22 protein-coding genes are annotated in these 25,136 nt (G+C 59.4%); 11 read left to right on the top strand and 11 right to left on the bottom strand.

Annotation, left to right across the window (positions count from 1 at the left end; translation table 11 throughout):
• Positions 1-1,119 carry a pyridoxal-phosphate-dependent aminotransferase family protein gene (locus tag QE432_RS07705; protein ID WP_065687723.1) on the top strand — a complete coding sequence of 373 codons (1,119 nt, stop codon included), beginning with the start codon at positions 1-3 and terminating at the stop codon, positions 1,117-1,119.
• A gap of 158 nt (positions 1,120-1,277) precedes the next feature.
• A complete protein-coding gene (locus tag QE432_RS07700; protein WP_013761494.1) occupies positions 1,278-1,472 on the top strand; it encodes a hypothetical protein in 195 nt (64 codons plus the stop codon).
• Between the two features lie 268 nt (positions 1,473-1,740).
• On the opposite strand, the gene QE432_RS07695 is transcribed toward QE432_RS07700, so the two are convergent.
• Positions 1,741-3,552, bottom strand: coding sequence for an IlvD/Edd family dehydratase (locus QE432_RS07695; RefSeq protein ID WP_003510695.1), 1,812 nt, complete (start codon positions 3,550-3,552; stop codon positions 1,741-1,743).
• A 522-nt stretch (positions 3,553-4,074) separates the two neighbouring features.
• Here QE432_RS07695 and ytfQ point away from each other — a divergent pair.
• From ytfQ to QE432_RS07670, 5 genes are all read left to right on the top strand, one after another.
• Positions 4,075-5,034 (top strand): galactofuranose ABC transporter, galactofuranose-binding protein YtfQ, encoded by a 960-nt coding sequence (gene ytfQ, locus QE432_RS07690; RefSeq protein WP_003510698.1) that lies wholly within the window; start codon positions 4,075-4,077, stop codon positions 5,032-5,034.
• Positions 5,035-5,112: 78 nt separating this feature from the next.
• Positions 5,113-6,636, top strand: a complete 1,524-nt coding sequence (locus QE432_RS07685) for a sugar ABC transporter ATP-binding protein (RefSeq protein WP_035251439.1) — start codon at positions 5,113-5,115, stop codon at positions 6,634-6,636.
• A complete protein-coding gene (locus QE432_RS07680; protein WP_003510702.1) occupies positions 6,636-7,679 on the top strand; it encodes an ABC transporter permease in 1,044 nt (347 codons plus the stop codon). Before QE432_RS07685 ends, QE432_RS07680 begins: the two co-directional genes overlap by 1 nt.
• A complete protein-coding gene (gene yjfF / locus QE432_RS07675) occupies positions 7,676-8,656 on the top strand; it encodes a galactofuranose ABC transporter, permease protein YjfF (protein ID WP_081308475.1) in 981 nt (326 codons plus the stop codon). Before QE432_RS07680 ends, yjfF begins: the two co-directional genes overlap by 4 nt.
• A gap of 17 nt (positions 8,657-8,673) precedes the next feature.
• A complete protein-coding gene (locus QE432_RS07670; RefSeq protein WP_013761497.1) occupies positions 8,674-9,408 on the top strand; it encodes a FadR/GntR family transcriptional regulator in 735 nt (244 codons plus the stop codon).
• A 127-nt stretch (positions 9,409-9,535) separates the two neighbouring features.
• Here QE432_RS07670 and QE432_RS07665 read toward each other — a convergent pair whose 3' ends face one another.
• On the bottom strand, positions 9,536-10,753 hold the full coding sequence (locus QE432_RS07665; protein WP_003510707.1) for an MFS transporter: 1,218 nt from the start codon (positions 10,751-10,753) through the stop codon (positions 9,536-9,538).
• A 182-nt stretch (positions 10,754-10,935) separates the two neighbouring features.
• Here QE432_RS07665 and QE432_RS07660 point away from each other — a divergent pair, with 182 nt between their 5' ends.
• On the top strand, positions 10,936-11,874 hold the full coding sequence (locus QE432_RS07660; protein ID WP_003510708.1) for an AraC family transcriptional regulator: 939 nt from the start codon (positions 10,936-10,938) through the stop codon (positions 11,872-11,874).
• 112 nt (positions 11,875-11,986) lie between these two features.
• Here the strand turns inward: QE432_RS07660 and QE432_RS07655 are convergent, their stop codons facing one another.
• From QE432_RS07655 to QE432_RS07640, 4 genes are all read right to left on the bottom strand, one after another.
• Positions 11,987-15,262 carry an error-prone DNA polymerase gene (locus QE432_RS07655; RefSeq protein ID WP_306623694.1) on the bottom strand — a complete coding sequence of 1,092 codons (3,276 nt, stop codon included), beginning with the start codon at positions 15,260-15,262 and terminating at the stop codon, positions 11,987-11,989.
• Complete coding sequence (locus tag QE432_RS07650; RefSeq protein ID WP_065687725.1) at positions 15,259-16,776, bottom strand: Y-family DNA polymerase; 1,518 nt, start codon at positions 16,774-16,776, stop codon at positions 15,259-15,261. The genes QE432_RS07655 and QE432_RS07650 overlap by 4 nt, the downstream gene beginning before the upstream one ends.
• Positions 16,691-17,455 carry an ImuA family protein gene (locus QE432_RS07645; protein ID WP_065687726.1) on the bottom strand — a complete coding sequence of 255 codons (765 nt, stop codon included), beginning with the start codon at positions 17,453-17,455 and terminating at the stop codon, positions 16,691-16,693. The genes QE432_RS07650 and QE432_RS07645 overlap by 86 nt, the downstream gene beginning before the upstream one ends.
• A gap of 69 nt (positions 17,456-17,524) precedes the next feature.
• A complete protein-coding gene (locus QE432_RS07640; RefSeq protein WP_003510714.1) occupies positions 17,525-17,698 on the bottom strand; it encodes a hypothetical protein in 174 nt (57 codons plus the stop codon).
• Here QE432_RS07640 and QE432_RS07635 point away from each other — a divergent pair.
• The 3 genes from QE432_RS07635 to QE432_RS07625 all read left to right on the top strand — a co-directional run bounded on the left by QE432_RS07635 (position 17,685) and on the right by QE432_RS07625 (position 19,678).
• Positions 17,685-18,038 carry a DUF1304 domain-containing protein gene (locus tag QE432_RS07635; protein WP_065687727.1) on the top strand — a complete coding sequence of 118 codons (354 nt, stop codon included), beginning with the start codon at positions 17,685-17,687 and terminating at the stop codon, positions 18,036-18,038. The genes QE432_RS07640 and QE432_RS07635 overlap by 14 nt on opposite strands.
• A 4-nt stretch (positions 18,039-18,042) precedes the next feature.
• Complete coding sequence (locus QE432_RS07630) at positions 18,043-19,314, top strand: glycerate kinase type-2 family protein (protein ID WP_065687728.1); 1,272 nt, start codon at positions 18,043-18,045, stop codon at positions 19,312-19,314.
• Positions 19,315-19,429: 115 nt separating this feature from the next.
• On the top strand, positions 19,430-19,678 hold the full coding sequence (locus tag QE432_RS07625; protein ID WP_038493930.1) for a hypothetical protein: 249 nt from the start codon (positions 19,430-19,432) through the stop codon (positions 19,676-19,678).
• Between the two features lie 117 nt (positions 19,679-19,795).
• Here QE432_RS07625 and QE432_RS07620 read toward each other — a convergent pair whose 3' ends face one another.
• The 5 genes from QE432_RS07620 to QE432_RS07600 all read right to left on the bottom strand — a co-directional run bounded on the left by QE432_RS07620 (position 19,796) and on the right by QE432_RS07600 (position 25,124).
• A complete protein-coding gene (locus tag QE432_RS07620) occupies positions 19,796-20,983 on the bottom strand; it encodes a Gfo/Idh/MocA family protein (RefSeq protein WP_013761506.1) in 1,188 nt (395 codons plus the stop codon).
• A 71-nt stretch (positions 20,984-21,054) separates the two neighbouring features.
• Positions 21,055-22,107, bottom strand: a complete 1,053-nt coding sequence (locus QE432_RS07615; RefSeq protein WP_003510723.1) for a sugar phosphate isomerase/epimerase family protein — start codon at positions 22,105-22,107, stop codon at positions 21,055-21,057.
• A 146-nt stretch (positions 22,108-22,253) separates the two neighbouring features.
• Complete coding sequence (locus QE432_RS07610; RefSeq protein WP_003510725.1) at positions 22,254-23,327, bottom strand: ABC transporter ATP-binding protein; 1,074 nt, start codon at positions 23,325-23,327, stop codon at positions 22,254-22,256.
• A gap of 17 nt (positions 23,328-23,344) precedes the next feature.
• Complete coding sequence (locus QE432_RS07605; RefSeq protein ID WP_003510727.1) at positions 23,345-24,193, bottom strand: carbohydrate ABC transporter permease; 849 nt, start codon at positions 24,191-24,193, stop codon at positions 23,345-23,347.
• Positions 24,186-25,124, bottom strand: coding sequence for a carbohydrate ABC transporter permease (locus tag QE432_RS07600; RefSeq protein WP_003510729.1), 939 nt, complete (start codon positions 25,122-25,124; stop codon positions 24,186-24,188). The genes QE432_RS07605 and QE432_RS07600 overlap by 8 nt, the downstream gene beginning before the upstream one ends.
• Positions 25,125-25,136: the final 12 nt, after the last annotated feature.

Raw genomic sequence — 25,136 nt, 5'->3', positions numbered from 1 at the left:
ATGCCCGCCCCGGATTACGCATTGCTGCTCGACCCGCCCGCCTTTCCAGCAGACCGTTACGCCGCTCTCGCCGACCGGCTGGCGGCGCTGATGGGCACGAATAACGATGTGCTTCTGGTACAGGCGGAAGCAGTGCTTGCGCTTGAAGCTGCGGCCACCAGCCTCGCGCGGCCTGGTCTGAGAACGCTCAATATCGTCACTAGTCCCTATGGCGCGTGGTTTGGGGGCTGGCTGGAGCGTGGCGGCGCAACGGTTCGCAACCTGACCACCGCTCCGGCAAAGCCGATATCACTTCACGAGGTCGAGAGAGCGCTGGACGAAGGGCCAGGTTTTGATCTTCTCGCTATCGTGCACGCGGAATCCGCAAGCGGCATTCTCAACCCCCTGCCCGCCATTGCCGCGCTCGCCAAAGACAGAGGCGTCGTCACGGTCGTCGATGCCGTCGCTTCCATCGGCGGCCATGCCTTCGAGGTTGACCAGCTCGGCATAGATATTGCGGTCATCGGCCCGCAAAAGGCGCTGGCAGGCCCGGCGGGCTTATCCGCCATCTCCGTCAGCGAAAGTGCCTGGAAACTTCTTTCACATGGCAATGCACCTGAGAACTCCATGCTTTCACTTCTCGACCAGAAGAAACTCTGGCTCGATACCGGCCGCGGCGCGCTCCCGGGAACACCTGCGCCGCTGGAATTCTATGCGCTGGAGGCGGCGCTCGACCGGATAGAGGCAGAGGGTCTGGCATCCGCCAATGAACGCCACGAACGAGCGGCGACAGCTACTCGTAACGGCATCAGGGCCCTTGGCATGTCGACGTGGGTGGAGGAGACTGACGCGTCTGCTCTGGTTTCGACAGCGATCTTGCCGGACACGGTGGATGCCGGCGCATTTCTGGCGGCTGCGTCCAGGGAGCAAGGTGCGGATGTCTCGGGCGGTGTCGGTCCCGGTGCGGAACGGCTGATAAGGCTCAATCACACCGGCCGGCGCGCCAACCAGGATTCGGTGCAAGCCAATATCACCGCTGTTTCAAGCGCCCTGAGAAGCCTCGGCCATGCCGCAGATACCGATTCCGCGCTGGAAGCGGCCGAAAAAAGCTATTCCGGCACCTCCTCGAAGGGTCTCTGACAGCGCCGATAAACGTTCGTTGCGCGAAATCGGGTGCTGGCGGAACGTCAGTCACGCCATTGTTGTTAAAAATGGTAGACAAATTCCTTGGTCAATCTTGACGAAATCATGGCAACACGCGAAACTTAACGCACTGTTAACTCGCGTGAAGAAGGGAAATGGCCATGGTAGCAGGGTTCAACATGCTCTCCTTTGACCTCTTTGGCATCGGCCGAAGAACGCCCGCCATAAACGAGCGGGTCGAGAAGGATTTGCAGGACAGGACGCCACGCAGACCGGACGACCAGTCCAACGATGACGACCGTGATCAGGAATACGAACTGTTCTTCTGGTCGCTTTATCCTGTGATTTGATTTTTTAAGCGCAGGCTGACGGGGCGGTTGAAACGTCGTTTTCCCGTCCTGCGGCCTTGAGCCGAAATGTGTTCAGCGTAGCCTTAAACACGGTGAAACAGTCGATCCGTGACGTACACTTTAAACATGCAACGTCATCCTCGGGCTTGACCCGAGGATTTACAAAATCTCGAACAATCAAATATTTGCAGATGCTCTGGACAAAGCCCGGGCATGACGATGGAAAGGGCAAAGCCCTTTCCATCAAAGAGCCGTAAACGGCCCTGCCTTAGTGGTTGTCGCGCGGCAGACCCTTGGTTTGCGCAATGCGCTGATACTTCACGGCCGGTTCCAGAACCGCGCCGGTTTCCATTTGGCTGACGATGCCGCGCTGGATTTCCTGCCATGGCGTCTGGTGATCGGGGTACTTGAAGCCGCCCTCGGCGGAGAGCGTTTCGTAACGCTTGGCCAGTTCCTCGCCGGAAATCAGGATGTCGGCCTTACCACGACCCACATCGATACGAACGCGGTCACCCGTCTGCAAGATGGCCAGACCACCGCCTGCCGCTGCTTCCGGAGAAGCGTTGAGGATGGACGGGCTGCCAGACGTGCCGGACTGGCGGCCGTCACCGATGCAGGGCAGCGAATTGACGCCTTCCTTCAAGAGATAGTCAGGCGCACGCATGTTCACCACTTCTGCCGCACCCGGATAACCGATCGGACCGGCACCGCGCATGAAGAGAACGGTGTTGGCGTCGATCTTCAGCGACGGATCGTCGATGCGGTGATGGTAATCTTCCGGACCGTCGAACACCACGGCACGGCCTTCGAAGGCTTCCGGGTCGTTCGGGTTCGAGAGATAACGCTTGCGGAATTCTTCCGAGATCACGCTCGTCTTCATGATGGCAGAGGAGAACAGGTTGCCGCGCAGAACACGGAAACCGGCGCGCTCCTTGAGCGGCTGGTCATAGGGACGGATGACCTTTTCGTCTTCGATGATGGCACCACGGCAATTGTCGCCGATGGTTTTGCCATTCACGGTCATGGCGTCTTCCATGATGAGCCCCTGGGTCATCAGCTGGTTGACGACAGCCGGAACGCCGCCGGCATGGTAATAATCCTCGCCGAGATATTCACCGGCCGGCTGCAGGTTGACGAGCAGCGGCACGTCTTCACCGTAGGTCTGCCAGTCATCGACCGTCAGTTCAACGCCGACATGGCGTGCTAGGCCGTTCAGATGGATCGGCGCGTTGGTGGAGCCACCGATGGCCGAGTTGACGCGGATGGCGTTGATGAAGGCATCCTTGGTCATGATGTCGGAAGGCTTAAGGTCTTCCTTGACCATTTCGACGATGCGAAGGCCGGTGAGATAGGAGATTTCCTGACGGTCGCGGTAAGGCGCCGGAATGGCGGCCGAGCCGGGCAGCTGCATGCCGAGTGCTTCGGCAAGCGAGTTCATCGTCGTCGCCGTGCCCATGGTGTTGCAATAGCCGGTGGAAGGTGCGGAAGAAGCGACGAGCTTGACGAAGCCCTGATAATCGATTTCGCCCTTGGCCAGCAGTTCACGCGCTTTCCAGACGATGGTGCCGGAACCGGTGCGCTCGCCACGGAACCAGCCGTTCAGCATGGGGCCGACGGAAAGAGCGATGGCCGGAATGTTGACGGTGGCCGCCGCCATAAGACAGGCAGGCGTGGTCTTGTCGCAGCCGATGGTCAGAACAACGCCGTCGAGCGGATAGCCGTAAAGCACTTCCACGAGGCCGAGATAGGCGAGGTTGCGATCGAGACCCGCCGTCGGGCGCTTGCCGGTTTCCTGGATCGGATGCACCGGAAATTCAATGGCAATGCCGCCCGCTTCACGAATGCCTTCGCGCAGGCGATGCGCCAGCTCCAGATGGTGGCGATTGCAGGGCGAAAGGTCCGAGCCGGTCTGCGCGATGCCGATGATAGGGCGATCGGACTGAAGCTCGGCCTGGCTGAGACCGAAGTTCATGTAACGCTCGAGATAAAGCGCGGTCATATCAGCGTTTGCGGGGTTATCGAACCACGCGCGCGAACGAAGCTTGCCTTGGGTTGCGGGCAGATTGTCGGATTTGGTCATGATGCGGTCTCCAGCCGGGAAGTGGCCAACGGTAAAATATTACGAAATGCGACAAGCTTATGTTGTGCGCAAGGAAAATGGAATCAGCTTCTCGGAAGCACGCATAACCGACAGACGAGCGCCAGACGAGTGACCTGGAGCCGTTCTTCAGCTTTAGCCGAATATTTTTCGGTGTTTACGACCATACCGACGTTGCGCAATGGCCTCTTCCCTCCCTGCCTTGCCGGATTGTAACTGACCCCGAGGCCCCACATTCCGTCACGACCTGACTTGCTTATTTGTATTACTATTAGATAGCGGCGCGGCCTGTCAAGCCGGATCAGACGATATTACGGGCGAGTTTTGCGCGGCGCAGAAATTAGAATATACACAATAAGCCATTGATTTATAACTGTTTAATGCTGCAACTCCATAAAATCGGCATGACGTGAATTGGAAATCCGCTAAAAAACCCCTTTTCAAGAGTATTACTATATGCTCATAGTGACGTCGTCACGCTGACATCATTTCTGGGAGGATAAGATGAGAAAAGCTCTTGCGGCAATAACTGTCGCCGTTTCCGCATGCCTTGCATCCAGTGTTTCCGCACAATCGCTGACCGTCGGCTTCTCGCAGATCGGCTCCGAATCCGGATGGCGCGCCGCTGAAACCACTGTCACCAAGCAGCAGGCCGAAAAGCGCGGCGTTACGCTGAAATTCGCCGACGCACAGCAGAAGCAGGAAAACCAGATCAAGGCCGTTCGCGGCTTCATCGCGCAGGGCGTCGATGCAATCCTGATCGCACCTGTCGTCGCAACCGGCTGGGACGCCGTGCTGAAGGAAGCAAAGGAAGAAAAAATTCCTGTCATCCTGCTCGATCGCCAGATCGAAGCGCCGGATGATCTTTACCTGACCGCGGTCACCTCGGATCAGGTTCACGAAGGCAAGGTTGCCGGCGACTGGCTCGTCAAGGATGTCGGCGCGAAGGACTGCAAGGTTGTCGAATTGCAGGGCACGACCGGCTCTTCGCCCGCCATCAACCGTAAAAAGGGCTTCGAAGAAGCCATCGCTTCGCACAAGAACATCAAGATCGTGCGCTCACAGACGGGTGACTTCACCCGTACCAAGGGCAAGGAAGTGATGGAAAGCTTCATCAAGGCCGAAGGCGGCGGCAAGGATATCTGTGCCGTGTACGCTCACAATGACGACATGGCCGTCGGCGCGATCCAGGCGATCAAGGAAGCCGGCCTGAAGCCGGGATCCGACATCAAGGTCGTGTCCATCGATGCCGTACCTGACATCTTCAAGGCCATGGCCGCCGGTGAAGCCAATGCGACGGTGGAACTGACACCTGACATGGCCGGTCCTGCCTTCGACGCTCTCGAAGCCTATCTGAAAGACAAAAAGGCACCGGCGAAGTGGATTCAGACCGAATCCAAGCTCTACACAGCGTCTGACGACCCGATGAAGGTCTACGAGGCGAAGAAGGGTCTGGGTTACTAATAGACCCCTTATCTTCGGAAGGAGCGGCATGTCATGCGTGCCGCTCCGTCACAGCTTCTTTCATGCAGGGCCTGCGCAATGTCCGAAACGGCACCACTTCTGGAAGCACGCGCCATCGGTAAATCCTTTCTCGGGATAACGGCGCTGGACGGCGTCGATTTTTCGCTCGGGCGCGGTGAAATTCACGCGCTTCTCGGCGAAAACGGCGCGGGGAAATCAACACTCATCAAGATACTGACCGGCGTTTACCACCGCGACAGCGGCTCCATCTTTCTGGAAGGTAGCGAGATATCGCCCACCAATGTCGGCGAAGCGCAGGCCCTCGGTATCGGCACCGTCTATCAGGAAGTAAACCTTCTCGAAAATCTGACCGTTGCCGAAAACCTCTTTCTCGGCCGCCAACCGCATCGCTTCGGGCTCATTGACAGAGCCTCGATGCAGAGACAATCGCAGGCGCTGCTGTCCCAATACGGGCTTTCGATCGACGTCAACGCCCTGCTTTCCAGCTATTCCGTGGCTATCCGCCAGATCATCGCCATTGCCCGCGCCGTCGATCTTTCCGGCAAGGTGCTGGTGCTGGACGAGCCGACCGCCAGCCTCGATGCCCATGAGGTCGAGATGCTGTTCGGTGTGCTGCGGAACTTGCGCGCGCGGGGTATCGGCATCGTCATAATCACCCACTTCCTAAACCAGGTCTACGATATCGCCGACCGGGTGACGGTTCTGCGCAACGGCCGCCTCGTTGGCACGCGCGACATCGGCAACCTGCCGAGGTCCGAACTCATTGCGATGATGCTTGGTCGCGAGCTTCAGCACATCACCCACGAGCATCAGGCCACTGACGACACCGTTGCCGAGGGCGAACCGCCGATCCGTTTCGAGGGGTACGGCAAACGCGGCAGCATCGCCCCCTTCGACCTCGGCATTCGTCCGGGAGAGATCGTCGGCGTCGCCGGTCTTTTGGGGTCGGGACGAACGGAAACGGCTTTCCTGCTGTTCGGCATCGACAAGCCCGATACCGGCAAGGCCACGATAGACGGAAAGACCATCGCTCTTTCTTCGCCTGAAGCCGCAATCACGGCCGGGTTCGGTTTCTGCCCGGAGGAGCGCAAGACTGACGGTATCATCGGCGACTTTTCCGTGACCGACAATATTGCTCTGGCTCTCCAGGCCCGCCAGGGATGGGCGCGGCCGCTTTCGCGCCGGCAGAAGGTGGAACTGGCCGAAAGCTTCATCAAATCGCTGGACATCCGCCCGGCCGATCCTGACCGGCCGATAAAATTCCTGTCCGGCGGCAACCAGCAGAAAGCCATTCTGGCGCGCTGGCTTGCAACCCATCCCCGGCTTCTGATCCTCGATGAGCCGACCCGTGGTATCGATATCGGCGCCCATGCGGAAATCCTCAAAATGATCGAAAAACTCTGCACCGAGGGCATGTCGCTCGTCGTCATCTCGTCCGAACTGGAAGAACTGACCGCCGTTGCCCACCGGGTCGTCGTGCTGTCCGACCGCCGGCATGTCAGCGAATTGAAGGGCGGCGAGGTGACGGCCGACAACATCATGCGGGCAATTGCGGATGCGGCCAGAACGGAGGCGGCATGATGGTGGCTGTGACAAGGCGCCTGAAAAGGCTTGCTCCCCAACTGATCGCCCTCTTCGTCATTCTGGCAGCGATTACAATCGTTTCGCCGGGCTTTCTGCATGTTTCGTTCCAGAACGGCAGGCTTTACGGCAGTCTGATGGATATTCTCGTGCGTGCCGCACCCGTGGCGCTCCTGACGATTGGCATGACGCTGGTGATCGCCACCAAAGGCATCGATCTGTCGATCGGTGCTGTTATCGCCATTTGTGGCGCGGTGGCGGCAACACTCATCAGCAACGGCCATTCCATCCCAACCGTCATCGCCATCTCGCTTGCTGTTGGCATTGCCTGCGGCCTGTGGAACGGGGTGCTGGTCGCCCTTCTCGACATCCAGCCGATCATCGCCACGCTGATCCTGATGGTGGCGGGGCGCGGCATCGCCCAGCTCATCACCGAAGGTGTCATTCTCACCTTCAACGACGACAGCTTTTCCGCCATCGGCTCCGGCTCCTTCGCCGGCATTCCCCTGCCCGTCATCATCTGGTTGGCGGCGGCGCTGGTAATCGGCCTTCTGGTGCGCAAGAGCGCGCTCGGCTTTCTGATTGAGGCAACCGGCATCAATCGCCGCGCGGCGGCACTTGCCGGTGTGCGGGCACGCTTCCTGCTGTTTTTCGTCTACGCCGTTTCCGGTCTCTGCGCGGCCATCGCCGGCATGATCGTGACCGCCGACATTCGCGGCGCGGATGCCAACAATGCCGGGCTGTGGCTGGAACTGGACGCCATATTGGCGGTGGTGATCGGTGGTACATCGCTGAATGGCGGCCGCTTCTCCATCACCGCATCGCTGATCGGCGCGCTCATCATCCAGACCATCAATACCGGCATTCTGGTCTCCGGTTTCCCGCCGGAATTCAACCTCATCATCAAGGCTGGTATCATCATGGTGGTACTGACACTGCAATCGCCGGCAATCATGGCGGTTCTGGGCTTTGTCAAAACGCCAAAGCCACACGCAAAACCGGCCACCGCCAACGGAATGACCAAGGAAGGTACCGCGCGATGATCCACAGCCGCAATCTTCCGTTCCTCACCACACTGACGATCTTCCTCATCGCCTATCTTCTCTGCGTGCTGCAATATCCGGCGATCCTGTCGACACGGGTGATCGGCAATCTATTGACCGACAATGCCTTTCTCGGCATCGCTGCCGTTGGCATGACTTTCGTGATCCTGTCGGGTGGCATTGATCTGTCCATCGGCTCCGTCATCGCCTTCACCAGCGTTTTCGTAGCTGTCATGGTCGGCACCTATAATATTCACCCGCTGCTGGCCTTCGCCATCGTGCTCGTGATCTCGACGCTGTTCGGCTGCATGATGGGGGCGATGATACGCTTCCTGTCGATCCCGCCATTCGTGGTGACATTGGCGGGCATGTTCCTGGCGCGTGGCGCGGCCTATCTGATCTCGACGCAATCCGTACCGATCTCGCATCCCTTCATCGATGCGATACAGGGATTTTATTTCCGCTTTCCCGGCGGCGGCAGGCTGACAGCACTTGCTATTGTCATGCTTCTCGTCTTTGCCGCCGGCATGCTGATTGCCAGCCGCACCCGCTTCGGCGCCAATGTCTATGCACTTGGCGGTAACCCGCAATCGGCCGAACTGATGGGTGTGCCGATCGGTACAACGACAATCGGCATCTACGCACTTTCCGGGTTCCTGTCCGGCCTCGCCGGCATCGTCTACACGCTCTACACCTCATCGGGTTATTCCTTGGCGACCGTGGGCGTGGAGCTGGACGCTATTGCAGCTGTTGTCATTGGCGGAACGCTTCTGACGGGTGGAATGGGGCTGGTGGCGGGCACCTTCGTCGGACTGCTGATCCAGGGGTTGATCCAGACCTACATCGTTTTTGACGGAACCCTGTCATCCTGGTGGACCAAAATCGTTATTGGCGTGCTGCTTTTTGTCTTCATCGTGTTGCAGCGCGCAATCATCTGGTATTCAAACAGGAGACTGGCCGGACCACATCCGGCATAACCAACACGGAGGCTTTATTGGGGCTGCTCGAAACGACGATAAGCGGGCGAAAACGCCGGAACAGCCACGCGCATGTGGTCTCCGAACTCGGCAGCGCCATCGTCTCGGGCAGGATTGCGGAAGGATCCCTGCTGCCTAACGATGCCGAACTGTCGCTCCGTTTCGGGGTCTCGCGCACCGTGTTGCGCGAGACGATGAAGACGCTGGCGGCCAAGCGGCTGGTCGAACCCAAGGCAAAGGTCGGCACCCGCGTTCTCGACCGTTCGAGCTGGAACTTCTTTGACCCGGATGTGCTGGGCTGGCGCTGCGAAGCCGGGATAGACCAGGAATTCGTTACACATCTGGCGGAAATCCGCCTCGCGCTCGAACCGGCGGCGGCGGCAGCTGCCGCGCTTCAGGCATCGAATGACGATATCGTTTCCCTTTATGTGATTGCCGCCAAATTCGACAATCCGCAGCATACCCCGGAAACCATCGCCAAGGTCGATCTCGAATTCCACCTCGCCGTGGCGCACATGTCAGGCAATCCGTTCATGCGTTCGGCAAGCGGGCTGATCGAGGCCGCCCTTGCGATCTCATTCCAGCTTTCATCCCCGGCCTCGTCGCCCGGAACCATCGCCGAGATCGCCGCAAACCATCTGCGGATCGTGCACGCCATCGCCGCCCGTGATGCGGACGCCGCCGTGAAAGCCATGCGCCATGTAATCGAGGTCGGCAAGGACCGGACGCGAAAGGCAATCAAGACGCCTTGAAGGCGAAAAGCCTATCGACATCCCTTCTGTCACCCCGGGCCTGATGCCGGCATGACGGAGGGGGTGGCTTTTCATCATAAAATTCGGACCCGCACGGATGCGGGCCCTTTTTCTTCCGGCAAGTATCCTACCCCTGCGACGCTTCAATCTGCGGCACCACGCCACGGCGCGATGCCATGAGCGATGCGCCGAGGAGTGCTGCAATGCTGACGAAAACGAAGACCATCGTCGCACCCTGAAGGTCGATCAGCAGTCCGCCCAGAACAGCGCCGCTGGAAATGGCGATCTGGAAGGTGGTGAGCAGCAACGCGCCTGCACTTTCGGCCTCGTCTGAGGCGACGCGGGTGATGAAGCTCTGCACGCTGACAGGAAGCGCACCGAAGGCGAAACCCCAGGAGGCAATGGCAAAGCCAGCGACAACGGGAGATGCACCGGCAATCACCAGCACGGAAGCGGATGCGGCAATCAGGGTGGCGGCAAACGTCACGGCCCATGCCGTGTTCTTCTCAGCGAGGAAGCCGCCGAAGAGATTACCGAAAAAACCGCCCACGCCGTAAGCCAGAAGAACGAGCGAGATTGCTTCGACGCCAAGCTGCGGCACGTCTTCGAGGAAGGGGCGAACATAGGTGAAGCCGGCGAAGTGGCCCGCGACGATGAATAGCGTCGTCAGAAGGCCGATCCTGACCTGCGGGCGCTGCAATAGCCGGAACATGGTGGACAGGCCGGGCGCACCGGCCGGCGGCAGCGAGGGAACGGTGAGCAACTGCACGACAAGTGCGATGACACCCAGCACGCCGGCGACGGCAAAGGCCGCACGCCAGCCAAGCGTCGCGCCGATCCACGCTCCGACAGGGGCTGCGCAAACGGTGGCAACCGAAACGCCGGTTAGGATGATGGCCATGGCGCGCGGCATCTTATCCAGCGGAACAAGCCTTAGCGCCAGCGCCGCCGACATGGCCCAAAAGCCGCCGAGGCCGATGCCGAGCAAAACGCGCGATGTAAACAGCATGAAAAGACCGTTGGCAAAAGCGGCCAATGTGCTGGAAATGATCAGCAACGTCGTGAGGCCAAGCAGGGTCCACCGGCGATCAATGCTGCGCGTGCCGATGACGACGCCGGGACCGGCAACCGCTGCGACCAGTGCCGTGACGGTGATGGATTGGCCGGCAATGCCGGAGCTGATGGAGAGATCGGTCGACAGTGGCGTCAGAAGGCTGACCGGCAGGAATTCCGCCGTTACCAGCCCGAAGACACCGAGCGAAAGCGAAACCACCGCCGCCCACTTCGCATCCGGCTCTTGTCTGTGTGGCGCATATTCAAGTTCGTTGATTGTTCGGTTATTCATGAAAATCTCCTGATGCGCATTCTGGGAACGAGCCCTGAAACGGAATGGCAAAACGATGAAGCCGGTGGGAGCCCGGTGCGTCGCCTCACAAATCGATGGTCGTAAGCTACGCGTGACAGCTCGGCGTTTCCATGCTAAAAAATCCGCATTCCTTAACCAAACGTCCGAATTTGTGAGTTGCCATGAATGATGCATTGACGGAAATGCTGCGTGGTCTGCGGCTTGACGGCGTGGAATATGGCCGCTGCCGCATGGCAACGCCCTGGGCGACGGCCTTTCCCGAGCAGGAGGCGGCGCGGTTTCATTTTATCGGCGTGGGCCAGGCAAAATTACGCAAACCTTCCGGAGAATGGCTGACGCTTACGTGCGGCGATGCAGTGCTTCTTCCCCGTGGCCACGCCCATGTGCTGGGCAGCGGCGAGGATGTAACGCCTGCCCTCTTCGACCGGTTCGGTAAAAAGGAAGTGTGTCAGGGCATTTTCGACATGGAATGTGCCGGTGCCGGCGGCGACACGGTAGCCTTTACCGCCTCGATGCGTTTCAACATGGATAATCTGCATCCGCTTTTGCAACTGATGCCGGATGTGATGCTGACCAGCGATCTCGCCAAAAGCGATCCGGCCATTCCGCATCTCCTGGAAGCCATGGCGCGCGAAGTGGAACTGAACCGCGTTGGTGCCGGTGGCATTCTGGCGCGGCTTGCCGATGTCTTGACGGCAACACTGATCCGCACATGGGTAGAATATGGTTGCGGCGATTCCAGCGGTTGGCTTGCCGCCGTGCGCAATCCCGAACTCGGACGGGTGCTTGCAGCGATCCACCTTACCCCCGAGAAAGACTGGAGCGTGGAAGAGCTTGCCTCCCTGATGGGTGCATCCCGCTCGAGTTTTGCAGAACGCTTCACCCGTGTGGTGGGTGAAAGCCCAGCCCGTTATGTCGTTCGCGTACGCATGCATCAGGCGCGACTGTGGCTGCGCGAGGGTATGCGTGTCACGTTGGCGGCGGAAAAGCTCGGCTACGATTCCGAGGCATCCTTCAGCCGCGCCTTCAAACGCGTGATCGGCGCGCCGCCCAGCCAGTTCCGCAGGAAGGACACATCTGGTCTGGAAGATGCGGCATAGAGCGCATCTTAGAGCACGTCCGGTTTAAACGGAAACTTTTGACGCGCTCTATCTCTTTGTTTTTACGCATTTTCCGGACGTAAAACCGCTACGCACTTTTACTGGAAATGCTCTAATGGAAATTGCGGGAAATGACCTTTATCCGCTCCACCTCATCTCCATCCTGGGTCGCAGGCGGTGGACGTTTCCTGATGTTGCGATGATCGTCCGGCGGAATACCGTGGTGGAACTCGTCGCCGCGCCCATGCGGCAGAGGAAAGGGGTGGTTGCGCTCACCCACGCTTGCCAGCGCCTCTGACAGATCGGTCAGCCGGTGGGCGACCAGATGCACCACCTCGCCTTCCCGTTGGATCTTGCCGTAAATACCGACCATGCCGGCGGAAAGCACCACGCGCCGGTATTTTTCGAAGGTCTTTACCCACAGAACCGCATTGGCAATACCCGTCTCATCCTCCAGAGTCATGAAGATCACTCCCTTTGCCGAGCCTGGGCGCTGGCGCACCAGAACCAGCCCCGCGGTTTCCAGCCACGTTCCATCACGGACGCGCACCGCCTCCGCGCAGCTGACGATGCGCCGGCGGGAAAGATCGCGCCGCAGGAAGGACATGGGGTGTTCGCGCAGGGTCAGCCCCACATGGCCATAATCCTGTACCACCTCGCCGCCATCAGTCATGGGCCGCAGCGCGACGGAGGGTTCGGAAAGCTCATCCACCACAGCGTTTTCCCGGCTGGCAGCGGCAGCAAAAAGCGGCAACGGCTCATCCCGCAACGCCTTGATGGCCCACAGCGCCTCGCGTCTGGAAAGCGAAAGCGACGGCAGAAAGGCATCGGCTTCGGCGAGACAGACTAGGGCAGCGGCGGGAACACCTGCCCTCCGCCAGAGATCGTCCACGGAAACGAAATCGCGATCCTGACGGCAGGCGACGATTTTTGCTGCATGATCGTTGGAAAGCCCCTTTACCATGCGCAGGCCAAGCCGCACGGCGTAGCGCTCTTTACCATTCGCATTCTTCTTGCCCGTGGGCTCCAGCGTGCAATCAAACCGGCTGTTGTTCACGCAAACCGGGCGCACCTCCACGCCATGATCGCGCGCATCACGCACAATCTGCGCCGGGGCGTAAAACCCCATTGGCTGCGAATTGAGAAGCGCCGTACAGAAAATATCGGGATGATGGCATTTCAGCCATGAGGAGGCATAGGCGATCAGCGCGAAGGAGGCCGCATGGCTTTCTGGAAAACCATAACTGCCGAATCCTTCCAGCTGCTTGAAGATGCGTTCGGCGAATTCTTGCTCATAACCACGATCCACCATGCCATCGATCATATCCTGACGGAATTTGGAGATGGTGCCGACATTCTTGAAGGTCGCCATGGCGCGACGCAACTGATCCGCCTTACCGGGTGAAAAACCGGCGCATTCGATGGCGACGCGCATCGCCTGCTCCTGAAACAGCGGTACACCCAGCGTTTTGCCCAGCACGCCTCTCAGCTCCTCTTTGGGATAATGTTCTTCTTCTTTTTTGTCACGGCGACGAAGATAGGGGTGCACCATATCGCCCTGAATGGGACCGGGACGAACGATGGCGACCTGAATGACGAGATCGTAAAATATCTTTGGCTTCAACCGCGGCAGCATGGACATCTGCGCCCGGCTTTCAATCTGGAAGGTACCCAGCGTGTCGGCTTTCTGGATCATGGCATAGGTAGGGTCATCATCCTGTGGGACAGTGGCGAGATCGTATTTAACGCCCGTGCGCTCCTCCAGCATGTTGAAACCGCGTCTCATGCAGGAGAGCATGCCGAGCGCCAGGCAATCCATCTTCATGAATTTGACGATATCTATGTCATCTTTGTCCCATTCGATGATCTGCCGGTCGTCCATGGCGGCGGGTTCGATCGGCACCAACTCGTCCAGCCGGTCATGGGTCAGAACGAAGCCGCCCGGATGCTGGCTGTGATGGCGCGGTGTGCCGACAAGCTGGTTGGCCAGCTCGAAGGCGAGCTTCAGGCGGCGGTCCTCCATATTGAGGTTCAGTTCCTGCACCTGTTTTTCGCCCACCCCTTCGCTCCAGCGCCAGACCTGCGAGGACAGAAGTTTGGTCAAATCTTCCGGCAGGCCCAGAACCTTGCCGACATCGCGCAGCGCCCCGCGCCCGCGATAACGGGTGACGACCGAGCACAGCGCGGCCTTGTCGCGACCATAAGTGTTATAAACCCACTGGATGACCTCCTCGCGCCTTTGATGCTCAAAATCCACGTCGATATCTGGCGGCTCGCGCCGTTCTTCCGAAACGAAACGTTCGAACAGGAGATCAACCTTGAGAGGATCGATGGCGGTGATACCGAGCACATAACATACCACCGAATTGGCGGCTGAGCCGCGCCCCTGACAGAGAATATTTTCCCCCCGTGCAAATTGGACGATGGCATTTACTGTCAGAAAATAGGGTGCATATTCCAGCCTGCCGATAAGCCCCAACTCATGATGCAGTGCCTTTTCGACCTTCTCCGGCAGACCATCCGGATAACGCCCCGGCGCCGCTTCCCAGACGAGCTTTTCCAACGCCTGTTGCGCCGTCAGCCCCGGCAGGCTGCGCTCTTCAGGATATTGATAGACCAGCTCCTTCAGCGAAAAGGTGCAACGCTTCGCGATTTCGAGGCTGCGGGCCAGTGCTTCCGGGTAGCGGGCAAACAGCCGGTGCATTTCCTGAGGCGGCTTCATATAGCGGTCGGCATGCCGCTCGCGCCGGAAACCCGCCTCGTCAATGGTGCAATTGTGCCGGATGCAGGTAACGACATCCTGCAGCATGCGACGCTCGGGCACATGAAACAGCACGTCATTGGTAACAACAGTCGGCACATCAGCGGCTGCAGCCATATTCGACAATTCGAAAAGCCGCATCTGGTCGTTGGGTCGTCTTCGCAGGCTCAGCGCCATATAGGCCCGGTCAGCAAAAGCGGCTTTCAACCGGCGCAGGCGAAGCGCGCAGAGATCGTCAGCCAGATCGGCGAGCAGCACCACGATAAGGCCTTCGCCATAAGCTACGAGATCGTCCCATGTGAGCCGACACTTACCCTTGCCACCCCTCTTCTTGCCGACGGAAAGCAGCCGGCAAAACCGCCCGTAAGCCGGGCGATCCATGGGATAGACAAGCACGGAAAGATCGTCATCCAGATCGAGCCGGCAGCCGATGACGAGCCGGATGCCATGATTATCGGCCGCTTCATAAGCGCGGGGAATGGCCGCAAGGCTATTGCGATCGACGATGCCGAGTGCCTCGATACCGAGATTTTTTGCCTGTTCGAACAGTTCATCACAGGAACTTGCACCGCGCAGGAAGGAGAAATGCGTGGTCACCTGAAGCTCGGCATAGTGCAGCGTGCTCATGCGAAGACCCCATGGATGAACCAGCCCTGCGAGCCCGTCTCGGTATGTTCGCCATCACCGGAGCGGAAAATCCAGAAGCGCTCGCCGCTTTCGTTTTCGACAGTGAAATAATCGCGCACGGCGGCCTTTTCGCGGTCGCGTTTCCACCATTCGCCAAACACCCGTTCCGGCCCATCAGCGCGCCGCACATTATGGCGCACGCCTTTCCAGATGAAATAACGCGGCGGATGATCCGGAAGCAGCGCCAGAGTTTCGATGGGTTCCGGCCTTGCAAAAAGCCTGACCGGGCGCGGCCAGTGGCAAGGCCAGCCGAGGGTATCCTCAGGTGCCAGCGCCGAAACGCTGGCAAGAGAACGTTCCGGCACGTCGCTTGCCACCGCCGCATAACGATAGACCCTGTGGCCGCGATTGAGGATGACATCGACCGTATCGGCGATTTCCGCACGCCCTTCCTCCAGAAGCGAGGACCGGGCCTGCGCGGCGACAAGCGGCTCGGCATGGGTGGCGGTCAGCACCATCATCTCGATGCCGAAACCGGGATCGATGGTGTCGATCCGGTCGGTCAGAAGCCGGACAAGCTGTTTGACATCACGCACCGGTCTGGAGGTGCCGGCCCGCACGGCCTGCAAGCCGCTATCCACCCGGTGCAGCACAAGATCGACGCGACGTGCGCCAAGGCCACGCTTTTCCAGCGAGACGCAAAGCTCAGCAACCAGCTTTTGCACATAGCGGGCAATTGTCTCCGCCGCCGCGATCGGCTCGGGAAAGGCGCGGCGCACCTCCACCAGTTCGGCAATGCGCACCGGCTCGATAGGTTCGCCAGTCTCGCCAAAAGCCTGAGTGAGCCGCCTGACCACTTCCGGGCCGAAACGCAGGGTCAACGGCGCCCGTGGAGCCTCGGCAAGTTCGCCTATGGTGCGAAAACCGAGCACCTTCAATCCGGAAACGATACGCTCCTCCAGCCTGAGCGCCGCCATAGGCAGCCCGCTGATCGCCGCCCGCTGCCCGCCCGGCGATACGATGCTGATCTCCTTACGGCCAAACCGGGCAAGCGCATGGGCCGCCCCCCAGCTATCGGCAATAGCAGCGCGGGCGGCGAAGCCTGCGGCATGCAGGCGGTTCACCATGCCGCTCAACATCAGCGTCTCATTGCCGTGCAGATGGTCCGCACCTGCCGTATCCAGCACCAGCCCATCAGGCGGATCTGCGGCGACGATCGGGGCATAGATACGCAGGAAATGAAAAGCGAGCTGTTGCAGGGCGCGGGCATCCGCCGCCGCATCCAGATCCTCGACAACGAGACCCGGCACCAAAGCCTGCGCCTTGCTGACGGGTGTACCGGGCCGGATGCCCACCGCCTTTGCTGCCTTGTCCAGTGCCAGCACGAGGCGGCGGCTTCCCTGACGGCCGATCATGACCAGCGGCTTTTCAACCGGCGGCGCGTTCTGCCCCGAAAGACGCCGGTAGCGATCCGTCGGCCATGTCGGCAGGTAAAGCGAGACCACCCTTTGCATCACAGGCTTCCACTTCAAATGCAGCGCTTTCGCCGCCGCGACATCGCAAAAGTTCCAGAAACCAGCGTGGCCTGCCCACCCCCGGCACCGGCAGGGGCGAAGATGGCCGGACAGAGACACGCCAGCGGGTGACAGCGGCCGTCGGCTCGCCAAACAACGCCGCATCGGCCGGGCGCCGGAAGCGGCGGATGGCGATGCCGGTGACACCAGAGGTTTCCGCCGCCAGTTGCAACCGTCGCGAGGCATTCATCGGCAACTTCGCAAGCTCGCCCATCACGGCGCCAAAACCGTTGCAGCGCAAGCCTTCCTCGAAACAGTCGAGCACGCCTTTCTCATCGCGGCATTCGACGATGATGACCCGGTTCTGCGACAGGCCCGCCTGCGTCAATCCCGGCATGAACAGATCCCTGCGGGTGACACACCATAAGACCTTGCCGGACAGCCTTGCTGCCACACCGGCCGCAAAAAGCGCCGCTGCCGCACCATCGGCGGCGCCATTGCCGCCGCCGCTCACCTCATGCAGGCAACCGAGCTTCAGCCCGCCTCCAGGCAAATGGTGATCGATGGCATCCACGCCAAAAGGCAAGGCCTCGTGCAGGCGGTGAGGACCGCCACCGATCCTTTCCAGCCTTTCACGCAGCTCTTCGACAACGAGCAACTGTTCCGCGCGCTTTTGCATGGCATGACAGGTTTCAATTCCGGTTTTTCAGTTCTATTGTTCCTGTTTTGTTCTTATTTCAGCAAAGAGTCAAGCAATGCTGTGCGGCTCTTCAACAGGTTTGCGCGGGAAGAGAGGGATTATGGCCTTGCGGCCATGTGTACCACCGTTAAAACGGATTATCCGGTCGGCCTCTCCCTTTTTGCGGATAATTGACGCGCCGGACATCAGGGTTTGGAGGAAACCGCCGATGATCGCCAGCATTCTGATTGCCGTGGTTGCGGCCATCCATGTTTACATCACCATTCTGGAAATGCTGCTGTGGGAAAAGCCGGCCGGCCGCAAGGCCTTCGGCCTCTCTGCGGATTTTGCGCGACAGACGAAGGTGCTTGCCGCCAATCAGGGGCTTTACAATGGTTTTCTGGCAGCCGGATTGATCTATGGGCTCACGCAGGGCGATGAAGGACTGAGTTTCAAGGTCTTCTTCCTCACCTGTGTCCTGGTAGCCGGCATTTTCGGCGCCATTACCGCCAATATGAAAATCCTGTTCATTCAGGCTTTGCCGGCATTGTTTGCGCTCGGCTTCCTCTGGATCGGAGTATGAACCAATGACCGCATGGAACGATCTCCGCGCAAAAGACGCCCTCAACCGCATATTTATGGCGGCAGTGGCGAGTGCAGATCCCGCAAAGGTGCTGCAACATCATCTTCCTTACCCGCCCAAGGGCAGGTGTGTGGTGGTCGGCGCGGGCAAGGCCTCGGCTGCCATGGCCGCAGCGCTTGATAAGGCCTGGGCGGATGTGAACCTCTCCGGTATCGTCGTAACACGTTACGGTCATGCCGTTCCGGCCGGGCGCATCGAAATCATCGAGGCCTCCCATCCCGTGCCCGACGACATGAGTGCGGAAGCGGCAAGACGCATTCTTGCCGCCGTTGAAGGGCTGACCGCAGACGACATGGTGATCGCGCTAATTTCCGGCGGCGGTTCGGCACTGATGGTCGCACCTGCCGAAGGCATGACGCTTGCGGACAAGATGGCCGTCAACCGCGCGCTTCTCGCCAGCGGTGCGACGATTTCCGAGATGAATGCCGTGCGCAAGCACCTCTCCCGCATAAAGGGCGGACGACTGGCGCTGGCCGCCAAACCGGCCAGAGTGGTTTCGCTGTTGATTTCAGACGTACCGGGCGACGATCCCTCCGAAATCGCTTCCGGCCCCACGGTTGCCGATCCGAGCGATATCAACAATGTGCGGGAAATCGTCTCCCGTTATGCGCTCGATCTTCCCGAGAATGTGCGCAAAGTGCTGGAAAAGGGCGAGGAAACGCCGAAGACAGGCGATATAGAAGAGGACATCAGGCTGATCGCGACACCCTCGCTCGCCCTACAGGCGGCGGCGGACGAGGCGGTGAGGCTTGGCCTTACGCCGCTCATCCTCGGGGATTCGCTGGAGGGCGAGTCAAAGGATGTCGGCGCGGTGATGGCGGGTATCGCCCTCTCCGCCAGCCGCAAGGGCCTGCCAGTCAAAGGCCCGGCCGTGCTGCTTTCCGGCGGAGAAACCACGGTGACGATCGGCAAAGGGCTGGCCGGCAAGGGTGGGCGCAACACGGAATTTCTGCTGAGCCTTGCACTGACGCTGAAGGGTGCAGACGGTATCTGGGCCATTGCCGGCGATAGCGACGGCATAGACGGCGTTGAGGATGCGGCAGGCGCACTGGTGACGCCCGATACGCTTGCGCGTATGCGCAACGCCGGTGCCGATCCGCGCCAGTCGCTGGTGGGACACGACAGCTACACCGCCTTCAAGGCGGTTGGCGACCTTGTCGTTACCGGTCCGACGCTGACGAATGTGAATGATATCAGGGCGATTTTGATCGGGTGAAAGCAGGAGAGTTCGAGCCTGTTATGGCCTTGCGGTGCGCATCGTTGAAGGTGGCTGTTTTGACTATACCGTCGGACAGGTATAATCTGGTGGCCTGTCTTTTGGAGCCTCAGCCATGCGTTTTGGAGTGCTCGTAATTGGTCTAGCCCTGGCCCTGATCCCCACCTTGGCGGATGCCCACAATTGCAAATGCCGAAATCGCGGTGTCATGTTCGAACTCGGCCAGACATCCTGCCTGAGGGTCGATGGCGGCTCCTATCTCGCGCGCTGCGAAATGAAACTCAACGTCTCATCCTGGACGAGAATACAGGACGGTTGCCCCGTGACTGAACGAATGCAGCAGCAGATGACACGCGCAAATTGATCACGTCTTCAGGTGGGTCGTGAGGGGAAGCAGGCAGAGATATGCCGAGAGCTTGCCCCCTCATCCGGCCCTTCTCCCCCCAAGGGAGAAGAAATGCGCCGCGACGCCATGTCGATCTTACAGCTTCACCCAGCCGCCATTCTTTTTACCGGATTCGATGCAGGCGGTGACAAAAGCAACGCCTTTGACACCGTCATCGACGGTCGGATAGGTGACCGCCTTGTCGAGCTCCGAACCGGTGCGGCGGGCTTCGATGGCGTGTGCCGCTTCGGTATAGATGGTCGCGAAGGCTTCGAGATATCCTTCCGGATGGCCCGAGGGAATGCGCGTGACACGCGCGGCCGCGGCACCGGCGCCAGCACCGCCGCGGGTGATGAGCTGTTTCGGCTCGCCAAGCTTCGTGAACCAGAGATAGTTCGGATCAGCCTGCGTCCACTCGATGCCTGCCTTGTCGCCGTAAACGCGGACCTTCAGCCCGTTTTCATGCCCGACAGCCACCTGGCTGCACCAAAGCAGGCCCTTGGCTGGTTGCTTGCCGTCCTTTGGCTTGAAGCGCAGCATCACATGCGCATTGTCGTCCAGACGGCGACCTTCCACGAAGGTATGTACATCCGCTGCCAGTTCATCGGCTTCCAGACCGGAAATGAAGCAGCCGAGATTATAGGCATGGGTGCCGATATCCCCTGTGGAGCCGCCGACACCGGATTGCGCCGGATCGGTGCGCCAGACGGCCTGTTTCGCACCGGTCTGCTCCAACGGCTCAGCCAGCCAATCCTGCGGATATTCCATCTGCACCAGACGGATGTTCCCGAGCGCACCGGTTTCCACCAGTTCACGCGCATGCCGCACCATAGGATAACCGGTGTAGTTATGGGTGAGGATGAATAGTGCGTCCGCCTTGTCCGCCACGTCCTTCAGCTTTTTGGCATCTTCCAGATTGGAGGTCAGCGGCTTGTCGCAGATGACATGGATGCCGCGTTCCAGAAACGCCTTCGCCGCAGGATAATGTACGTGGTTGGGCGTGACGATCGCTACCGCCTCGATACCATCCTCGCGAAGCGCTTCCTTCTCTGCCATTTCTTCGAATGACCCATAGCAACGCTCTGGAGCAAGCCCGAGTTCGCGGCCGGAGGCGAGGGATTTTTCCGGTGTCGAGGACAAGGCCCCGGCCACGAGATCGAAGCGGTTGTCGAGCCGCGCGGCCATGCGGTGAACGCCGCCGATAAATGCACCCGAACCGCCACCCACCATGCCCAGGCGAATCCGCGTGTTCGCCTTGTCGGTTGTCTTTCCTTCAATAGCCATAATGTCTCCTCGGCATTTTCTAAGCGCATTCCCACACGGAAAACGGCTTCACACTTTTCCTGGAAATGCTTTTAAAGCCCAAGCATGCGCCGGTTGGCCGCATCATCGGTGCCGGCAGATGCGAAATCATCAAAGGCTTTTTCCGTGACGCGGATGATATGGTGCTTGACGAACTCGGCCCCTTCCCGGGCACCGTCTTCAGGATGTTTCAGCGCGCATTCCCATTCAACCACTGCCCATCCGTCGAAATCATTGGCAGCCATTTTCGAGAATACCGCACCGAAATCCACCTGCCCGTCACCCAGCGAGCGGAAGCGGCCCGCACGGTTGACCCAACCCTGATAACCGCCATACACGCCCTGGCGGCCGGTCGGATTGAACTCAGCGTCCTTGACGTGGAACATCTTGATACGGTCTTTGTAGATGTCGATATTGTCAAGATAATCAAGGCATTGCAGCACATAATGCGACGGGTCGTAGAGCATGTTGGCGCGCTTGTGGTTCTTCACACGCTCCAGGAACATCTCGAAAGTCACGCCATCATGCAGATCTTCGCCGGGATGGATTTCGTAGCAGACATCCACGCCCTGTTCATCGGCATAATCAAGGATCGGCGTCCAGCGTCTTGCCAGCTCGTCAAAGGCGGTTTCCACCAGACCGGCCGGGCGCTGCGGCCACGGATAGATGAAGGGCCAGGCAAGAGCGCCCGAAAAGGTCGCATGTGCGTTGATGCCGAGATTTCTCGAAGCCTTCAGGGCAAGCTTCACCTGTTCCACCGCCCATTGCTGGCGAGCCTTCGGATTGCCGCGCACTTCAGGTGCTGCAAAACCATCGAAGGCTTCGTCATAGGCGGGGTGAACGGCAACCAGCTGGCCCTGCAAATGGGTGGAAAGCTCGGTTACCTCGACGCCGTTCTGGCGGGCGACACCCGCAAATTCATCGCAATAATCCTTGGATTCGGCGGCCTTTTTCAGATCGATCAACTGCCCGGCCCAGGTGGGAACCTGCACGCCGGCATAACCCTTTTCTGCCGCCCATTTGGTAATGCCGTCCCATGTATTGAAAGGCGCAGCATCACCGGCAAACTGACCGAGAAAAAGACCCGGTCCCTTGATCGTTTTCATAAAAATCTCCTCCTGTATCGATACAGTTTAGCGGTAAAACCGCTTTGGCTCCCAATTTGCCAAGCTAACCGCTCATAATTTTCAGACAAGCCCCAAATGCCGGGGAGCGAGAGAATTTCGTTATTCCACTAAAAAACGAAACACGTCTAAAGCGCCAGACCGCTTGCCCTGTCGAATACATGCACACGCTCGTGATGCACGGTGGCGGCAAAGGGGGTGTTGACCTTGACCAGTTGCTCGCCATCCACCACCGCCGTAACCTGATCGCCCGCCAGTTCGAAGACCACATGCGTCTGCGCGCCTGTCGGCTCGACCAACACCGTCCTGCCGGACAGCGAAATATCGCCGCCGACGGTCGAACCGATATGTTCCGGTCTCAACCCAATCGTCACCGACTGGCCGCGCTTGACATTTCTTGAGGCGGCAATGCGGATCGCCGTCCCGTCCTTCAGCCGGGCGGCAGGTTGATCGCCCTCGCCGTCGACCACGCCTTCGATGAGGTTCATGGCCGGCGAGCCGATGAAGGCGGCAACGAAGAGATTGGCAGGTGTCTTGTAAAGTTCGAGCGGCGTGCCCTGCTGCTCTATACGGCCGTGATTGAGCACCACCACCCGGTCGGCCAGCGTCATTGCCTCGATCTGATCATGGGTGACGTAGATGGAGGTCGTACCTACTTTCTGATGCAGAGCCTTGATTTCGCTACGCATCTGCACGCGCAGCTTGGCATCCAGATTGGACAGCGGCTCATCGAACAGGAAGACGGCCGGGTTGCGCACCACGGCGCGGCCCATGGCGACGCGCTGGCGCTGGCCACCAGAAAGCTGCGAGGGCTTGCGGTCCAGAAGCTTGCCGAGATCGAGCATGCGTGCGGCTTCCGCCACGCGCTCATCGATGACGTTTTTCGGCTGCCCGGCAAGCTTCAGGTTGAAGCCCATGTTTTCGGCGACCGTCATATGCGGATAAAGCGCATAGGACTGGAATACCATGGCGATATTGCGCTCGCGCGGCGTCATGGAATTGACGACGGTGCCGCCAATGAGGATATCCCCATCGGTGATTTCCTCCAGCCCGGCGATCATGCGCAGCAGGGTAGATTTGCCGCAGCCCGAAGGCCCGACCAGCGCAATGAATTCGCCATCGGTTATATCGAGCGAGATGCCGTGAATGACATCGAGCGAGGCATAGGACTTGCGGATATCCCTAAGTTCGACGGAAGCCATGTTTTGCTCCTTTCAAGTCACGATTTGACGGCACCGGCCGTCAGGCCCGCGATGATGTGTTTCTGTGCGAGGAAGAAGACGATGACGGTCGGCAGGATCGTCAGCGTGATGAAGGCGAGCACGAGCTGCCATTCCGTGCCGAATTCGCCGCGATAGACCATGATGCCGAGTGGCCAGGGATATTTCGATTCCGAGTTCAGCATGATCAGCGGCAGAATGTAGCTGTTCCAGCTGCCGACGAAGGAAACGATCCCCACCGTCGCCACGATGGGTCGTGAGAGCGGCATCGAAATGTGCCAGAAGAAGCGCAGATAGCCGCAACCATCCACAAAAGCGGCCTGAAACAACTCTTCCGGCAGATTGCGGAAGTAATTGCGAAACAGAAGGATGCTCATGCCGAGCCCGAAAGCCACCTGCGGCAGAACCACGCCCCAATAGGTATCGAGCAGACCGAGATCGCGGATGCGGATGAACAGCGGCAGGATGGCGGTCGCCGCCGGGAACATCAGTCCCAGCAGGAAGTAATTCAGCAGGAAAGACGAGCCGAAGAACTTCACATGCGCAAAGGTGAAGGCGGCCATGGCAGAGACGGTCAGCGTCAAAAAGACCGTCAACAGCGCAATCACCAGCGAATTGAATATCTGCAGCCAGTAGCGTTTGCCAAAGAGGATATCGCCGTAATTGGCCCATTGCCACTCGGCTGGCAAGCCGAACGGGTTGACGCGCAGATCCCCCAGCGTCTTGAAGCCGCCAAGCGCCGTCGTCAGAAGCGGGATGAGCACGATGGCCGCGATCAGGCTCAGCGATATATAAAGATAGAGCTTTGTTTGCAGCGGCATGCGGACGGAAGTGGATGGTTCAGTCATGGCGCATGAAAATCCTTTTGTAACCGAAGGCGAGCGTCACGCAGATAACGAAGAGAACGACACCCACCGCGCTGCCAAGCCCCACCTGCATGCGCATGACGCCGTAGGTGTAGAGAAAGGTGACCATGGTTTGCGTGGAGTTGGACGGACCGCCGCCGGTGAGCGGCATGATCATGTCGAACAGCTGTAGCGAGCCGATCACCGCAAAAAAGACGGACAGGCGCACCGTTGAGCCGAGCATCGGCAAGGTGACGTATCGGAACTTCTGCCAGCCGGAGGCGCCGTCGATTTCGGCAGCTTCCAGCACGTTTTTGTCGACGGATTGAAGGCCGGCGATGAACAACATCATGTGGAAACCGAAATACTTCCAGACGATGACGCCAAGCACGGCGTAGATCGCCACATCCTTGTCGGCCAGCACGTAAGGATTGGCGAAGCCGAAGAAATTGGAGATGGCAGCGAAAAGGCCGTAATCGCCATCATAAACGAAGCGCCAGATCAGGCCGGCCGCGACATCCGCAAGGACATAGGGCAGGAAGAAAACCAGCCGAAAGGCAACGACGCCCGGAAGGCGGTGCGCCAGCATCATGGCAAGCCAGATCGCCAGCGGGATCTGGATCAGCACGGAAATCAGGATGATGAGGCCGTTATTGAGCAGAGCCTGCGAAAAGGCGGCATTGCCGAACAGGACCTGGAAATTCTTCAAGCCCACGAAATCGGTCGGCGTGCCGTAACCGTTCCAGCGGTAAAGGCTGTACCATGCTGCCTCGCCCATGGGCAGGATGACAAACAGGGTAAAGAGCAGCAATGCGGGCGGAAGGAAGACCAGCAGGGTCAGCGCACGGTCATGCGCGACCGAGCTTTGCTTGCGCTTCGTCTTCGACGCGCCGCGCGCCGGTATGGACGCAGAAGTCATGGAAATATCCGTCATCTCTATCCGCTT

It is taken from the genome of Agrobacterium sp. SORGH_AS_0745 (assembly GCF_030818995.1).
Taxonomy (GTDB): Bacteria; Pseudomonadota; Alphaproteobacteria; order Rhizobiales; family Rhizobiaceae; genus Agrobacterium; species Agrobacterium tumefaciens.
This window is presented reverse-complemented; position numbering and strand designations above follow the sequence as displayed.

What these genes read in the sequence shown, in the direction of transcription:
- QE432_RS07640 (WP_003510714.1), bottom strand. Translation starts at nt 17,698, where the DNA reads ATGCTGGCGATCATCGGCGGTTTCCTCCAAACCCTGATGTCCGGCGCG.
- QE432_RS07665 (WP_003510707.1), bottom strand. Translation starts at nt 10,753, where the DNA reads ATGAATAACCGAACAATCAACGAACTTGAATATGCGCCACACAGACAA.
- QE432_RS07695 (WP_003510695.1), bottom strand. Translation starts at nt 3,552, where the DNA reads ATGACCAAATCCGACAATCTGCCCGCAACCCAAGGCAAGCTTCGTTCG.
- QE432_RS07700 (WP_013761494.1), top strand. Translation starts at nt 1,278, where the DNA reads ATGGCCATGGTAGCAGGGTTCAACATGCTCTCCTTTGACCTCTTTGGC.
- QE432_RS07605 (WP_003510727.1), bottom strand. Translation starts at nt 24,193, where the DNA reads ATGACTGAACCATCCACTTCCGTCCGCATGCCGCTGCAAACAAAGCTC.
- QE432_RS07620 (WP_013761506.1), bottom strand. Translation starts at nt 20,983, where the DNA reads ATGGCTATTGAAGGAAAGACAACCGACAAGGCGAACACGCGGATTCGC.
- QE432_RS07655 (WP_306623694.1), bottom strand. Translation starts at nt 15,262, where the DNA reads ATGAGCACGCTGCACTATGCCGAGCTTCAGGTGACCACGCATTTCTCC.
- QE432_RS07625 (WP_038493930.1), top strand. Translation starts at nt 19,430, where the DNA reads ATGCGTTTTGGAGTGCTCGTAATTGGTCTAGCCCTGGCCCTGATCCCC.
- ytfQ (WP_003510698.1), top strand. Translation starts at nt 4,075, where the DNA reads ATGAGAAAAGCTCTTGCGGCAATAACTGTCGCCGTTTCCGCATGCCTT.
- yjfF (WP_081308475.1), top strand. Translation starts at nt 7,676, where the DNA reads ATGATCCACAGCCGCAATCTTCCGTTCCTCACCACACTGACGATCTTC.
- QE432_RS07705 (WP_065687723.1), top strand. Translation starts at nt 1, where the DNA reads ATGCCCGCCCCGGATTACGCATTGCTGCTCGACCCGCCCGCCTTTCCA.
- QE432_RS07645 (WP_065687726.1), bottom strand. Translation starts at nt 17,455, where the DNA reads ATGCAAAAGCGCGCGGAACAGTTGCTCGTTGTCGAAGAGCTGCGTGAA.
- QE432_RS07600 (WP_003510729.1), bottom strand. Translation starts at nt 25,124, where the DNA reads ATGACGGATATTTCCATGACTTCTGCGTCCATACCGGCGCGCGGCGCG.
- QE432_RS07650 (WP_065687725.1), bottom strand. Translation starts at nt 16,776, where the DNA reads ATGCAAAGGGTGGTCTCGCTTTACCTGCCGACATGGCCGACGGATCGC.
- QE432_RS07630 (WP_065687728.1), top strand. Translation starts at nt 18,043, where the DNA reads ATGACCGCATGGAACGATCTCCGCGCAAAAGACGCCCTCAACCGCATA.
- QE432_RS07635 (WP_065687727.1), top strand. Translation starts at nt 17,685, where the DNA reads ATGATCGCCAGCATTCTGATTGCCGTGGTTGCGGCCATCCATGTTTAC.
- QE432_RS07680 (WP_003510702.1), top strand. Translation starts at nt 6,636, where the DNA reads ATGGTGGCTGTGACAAGGCGCCTGAAAAGGCTTGCTCCCCAACTGATC.
- QE432_RS07615 (WP_003510723.1), bottom strand. Translation starts at nt 22,107, where the DNA reads ATGAAAACGATCAAGGGACCGGGTCTTTTTCTCGGTCAGTTTGCCGGT.
- QE432_RS07685 (WP_035251439.1), top strand. Translation starts at nt 5,113, where the DNA reads ATGTCCGAAACGGCACCACTTCTGGAAGCACGCGCCATCGGTAAATCC.
- QE432_RS07660 (WP_003510708.1), top strand. Translation starts at nt 10,936, where the DNA reads ATGAATGATGCATTGACGGAAATGCTGCGTGGTCTGCGGCTTGACGGC.
- QE432_RS07610 (WP_003510725.1), bottom strand. Translation starts at nt 23,327, where the DNA reads ATGGCTTCCGTCGAACTTAGGGATATCCGCAAGTCCTATGCCTCGCTC.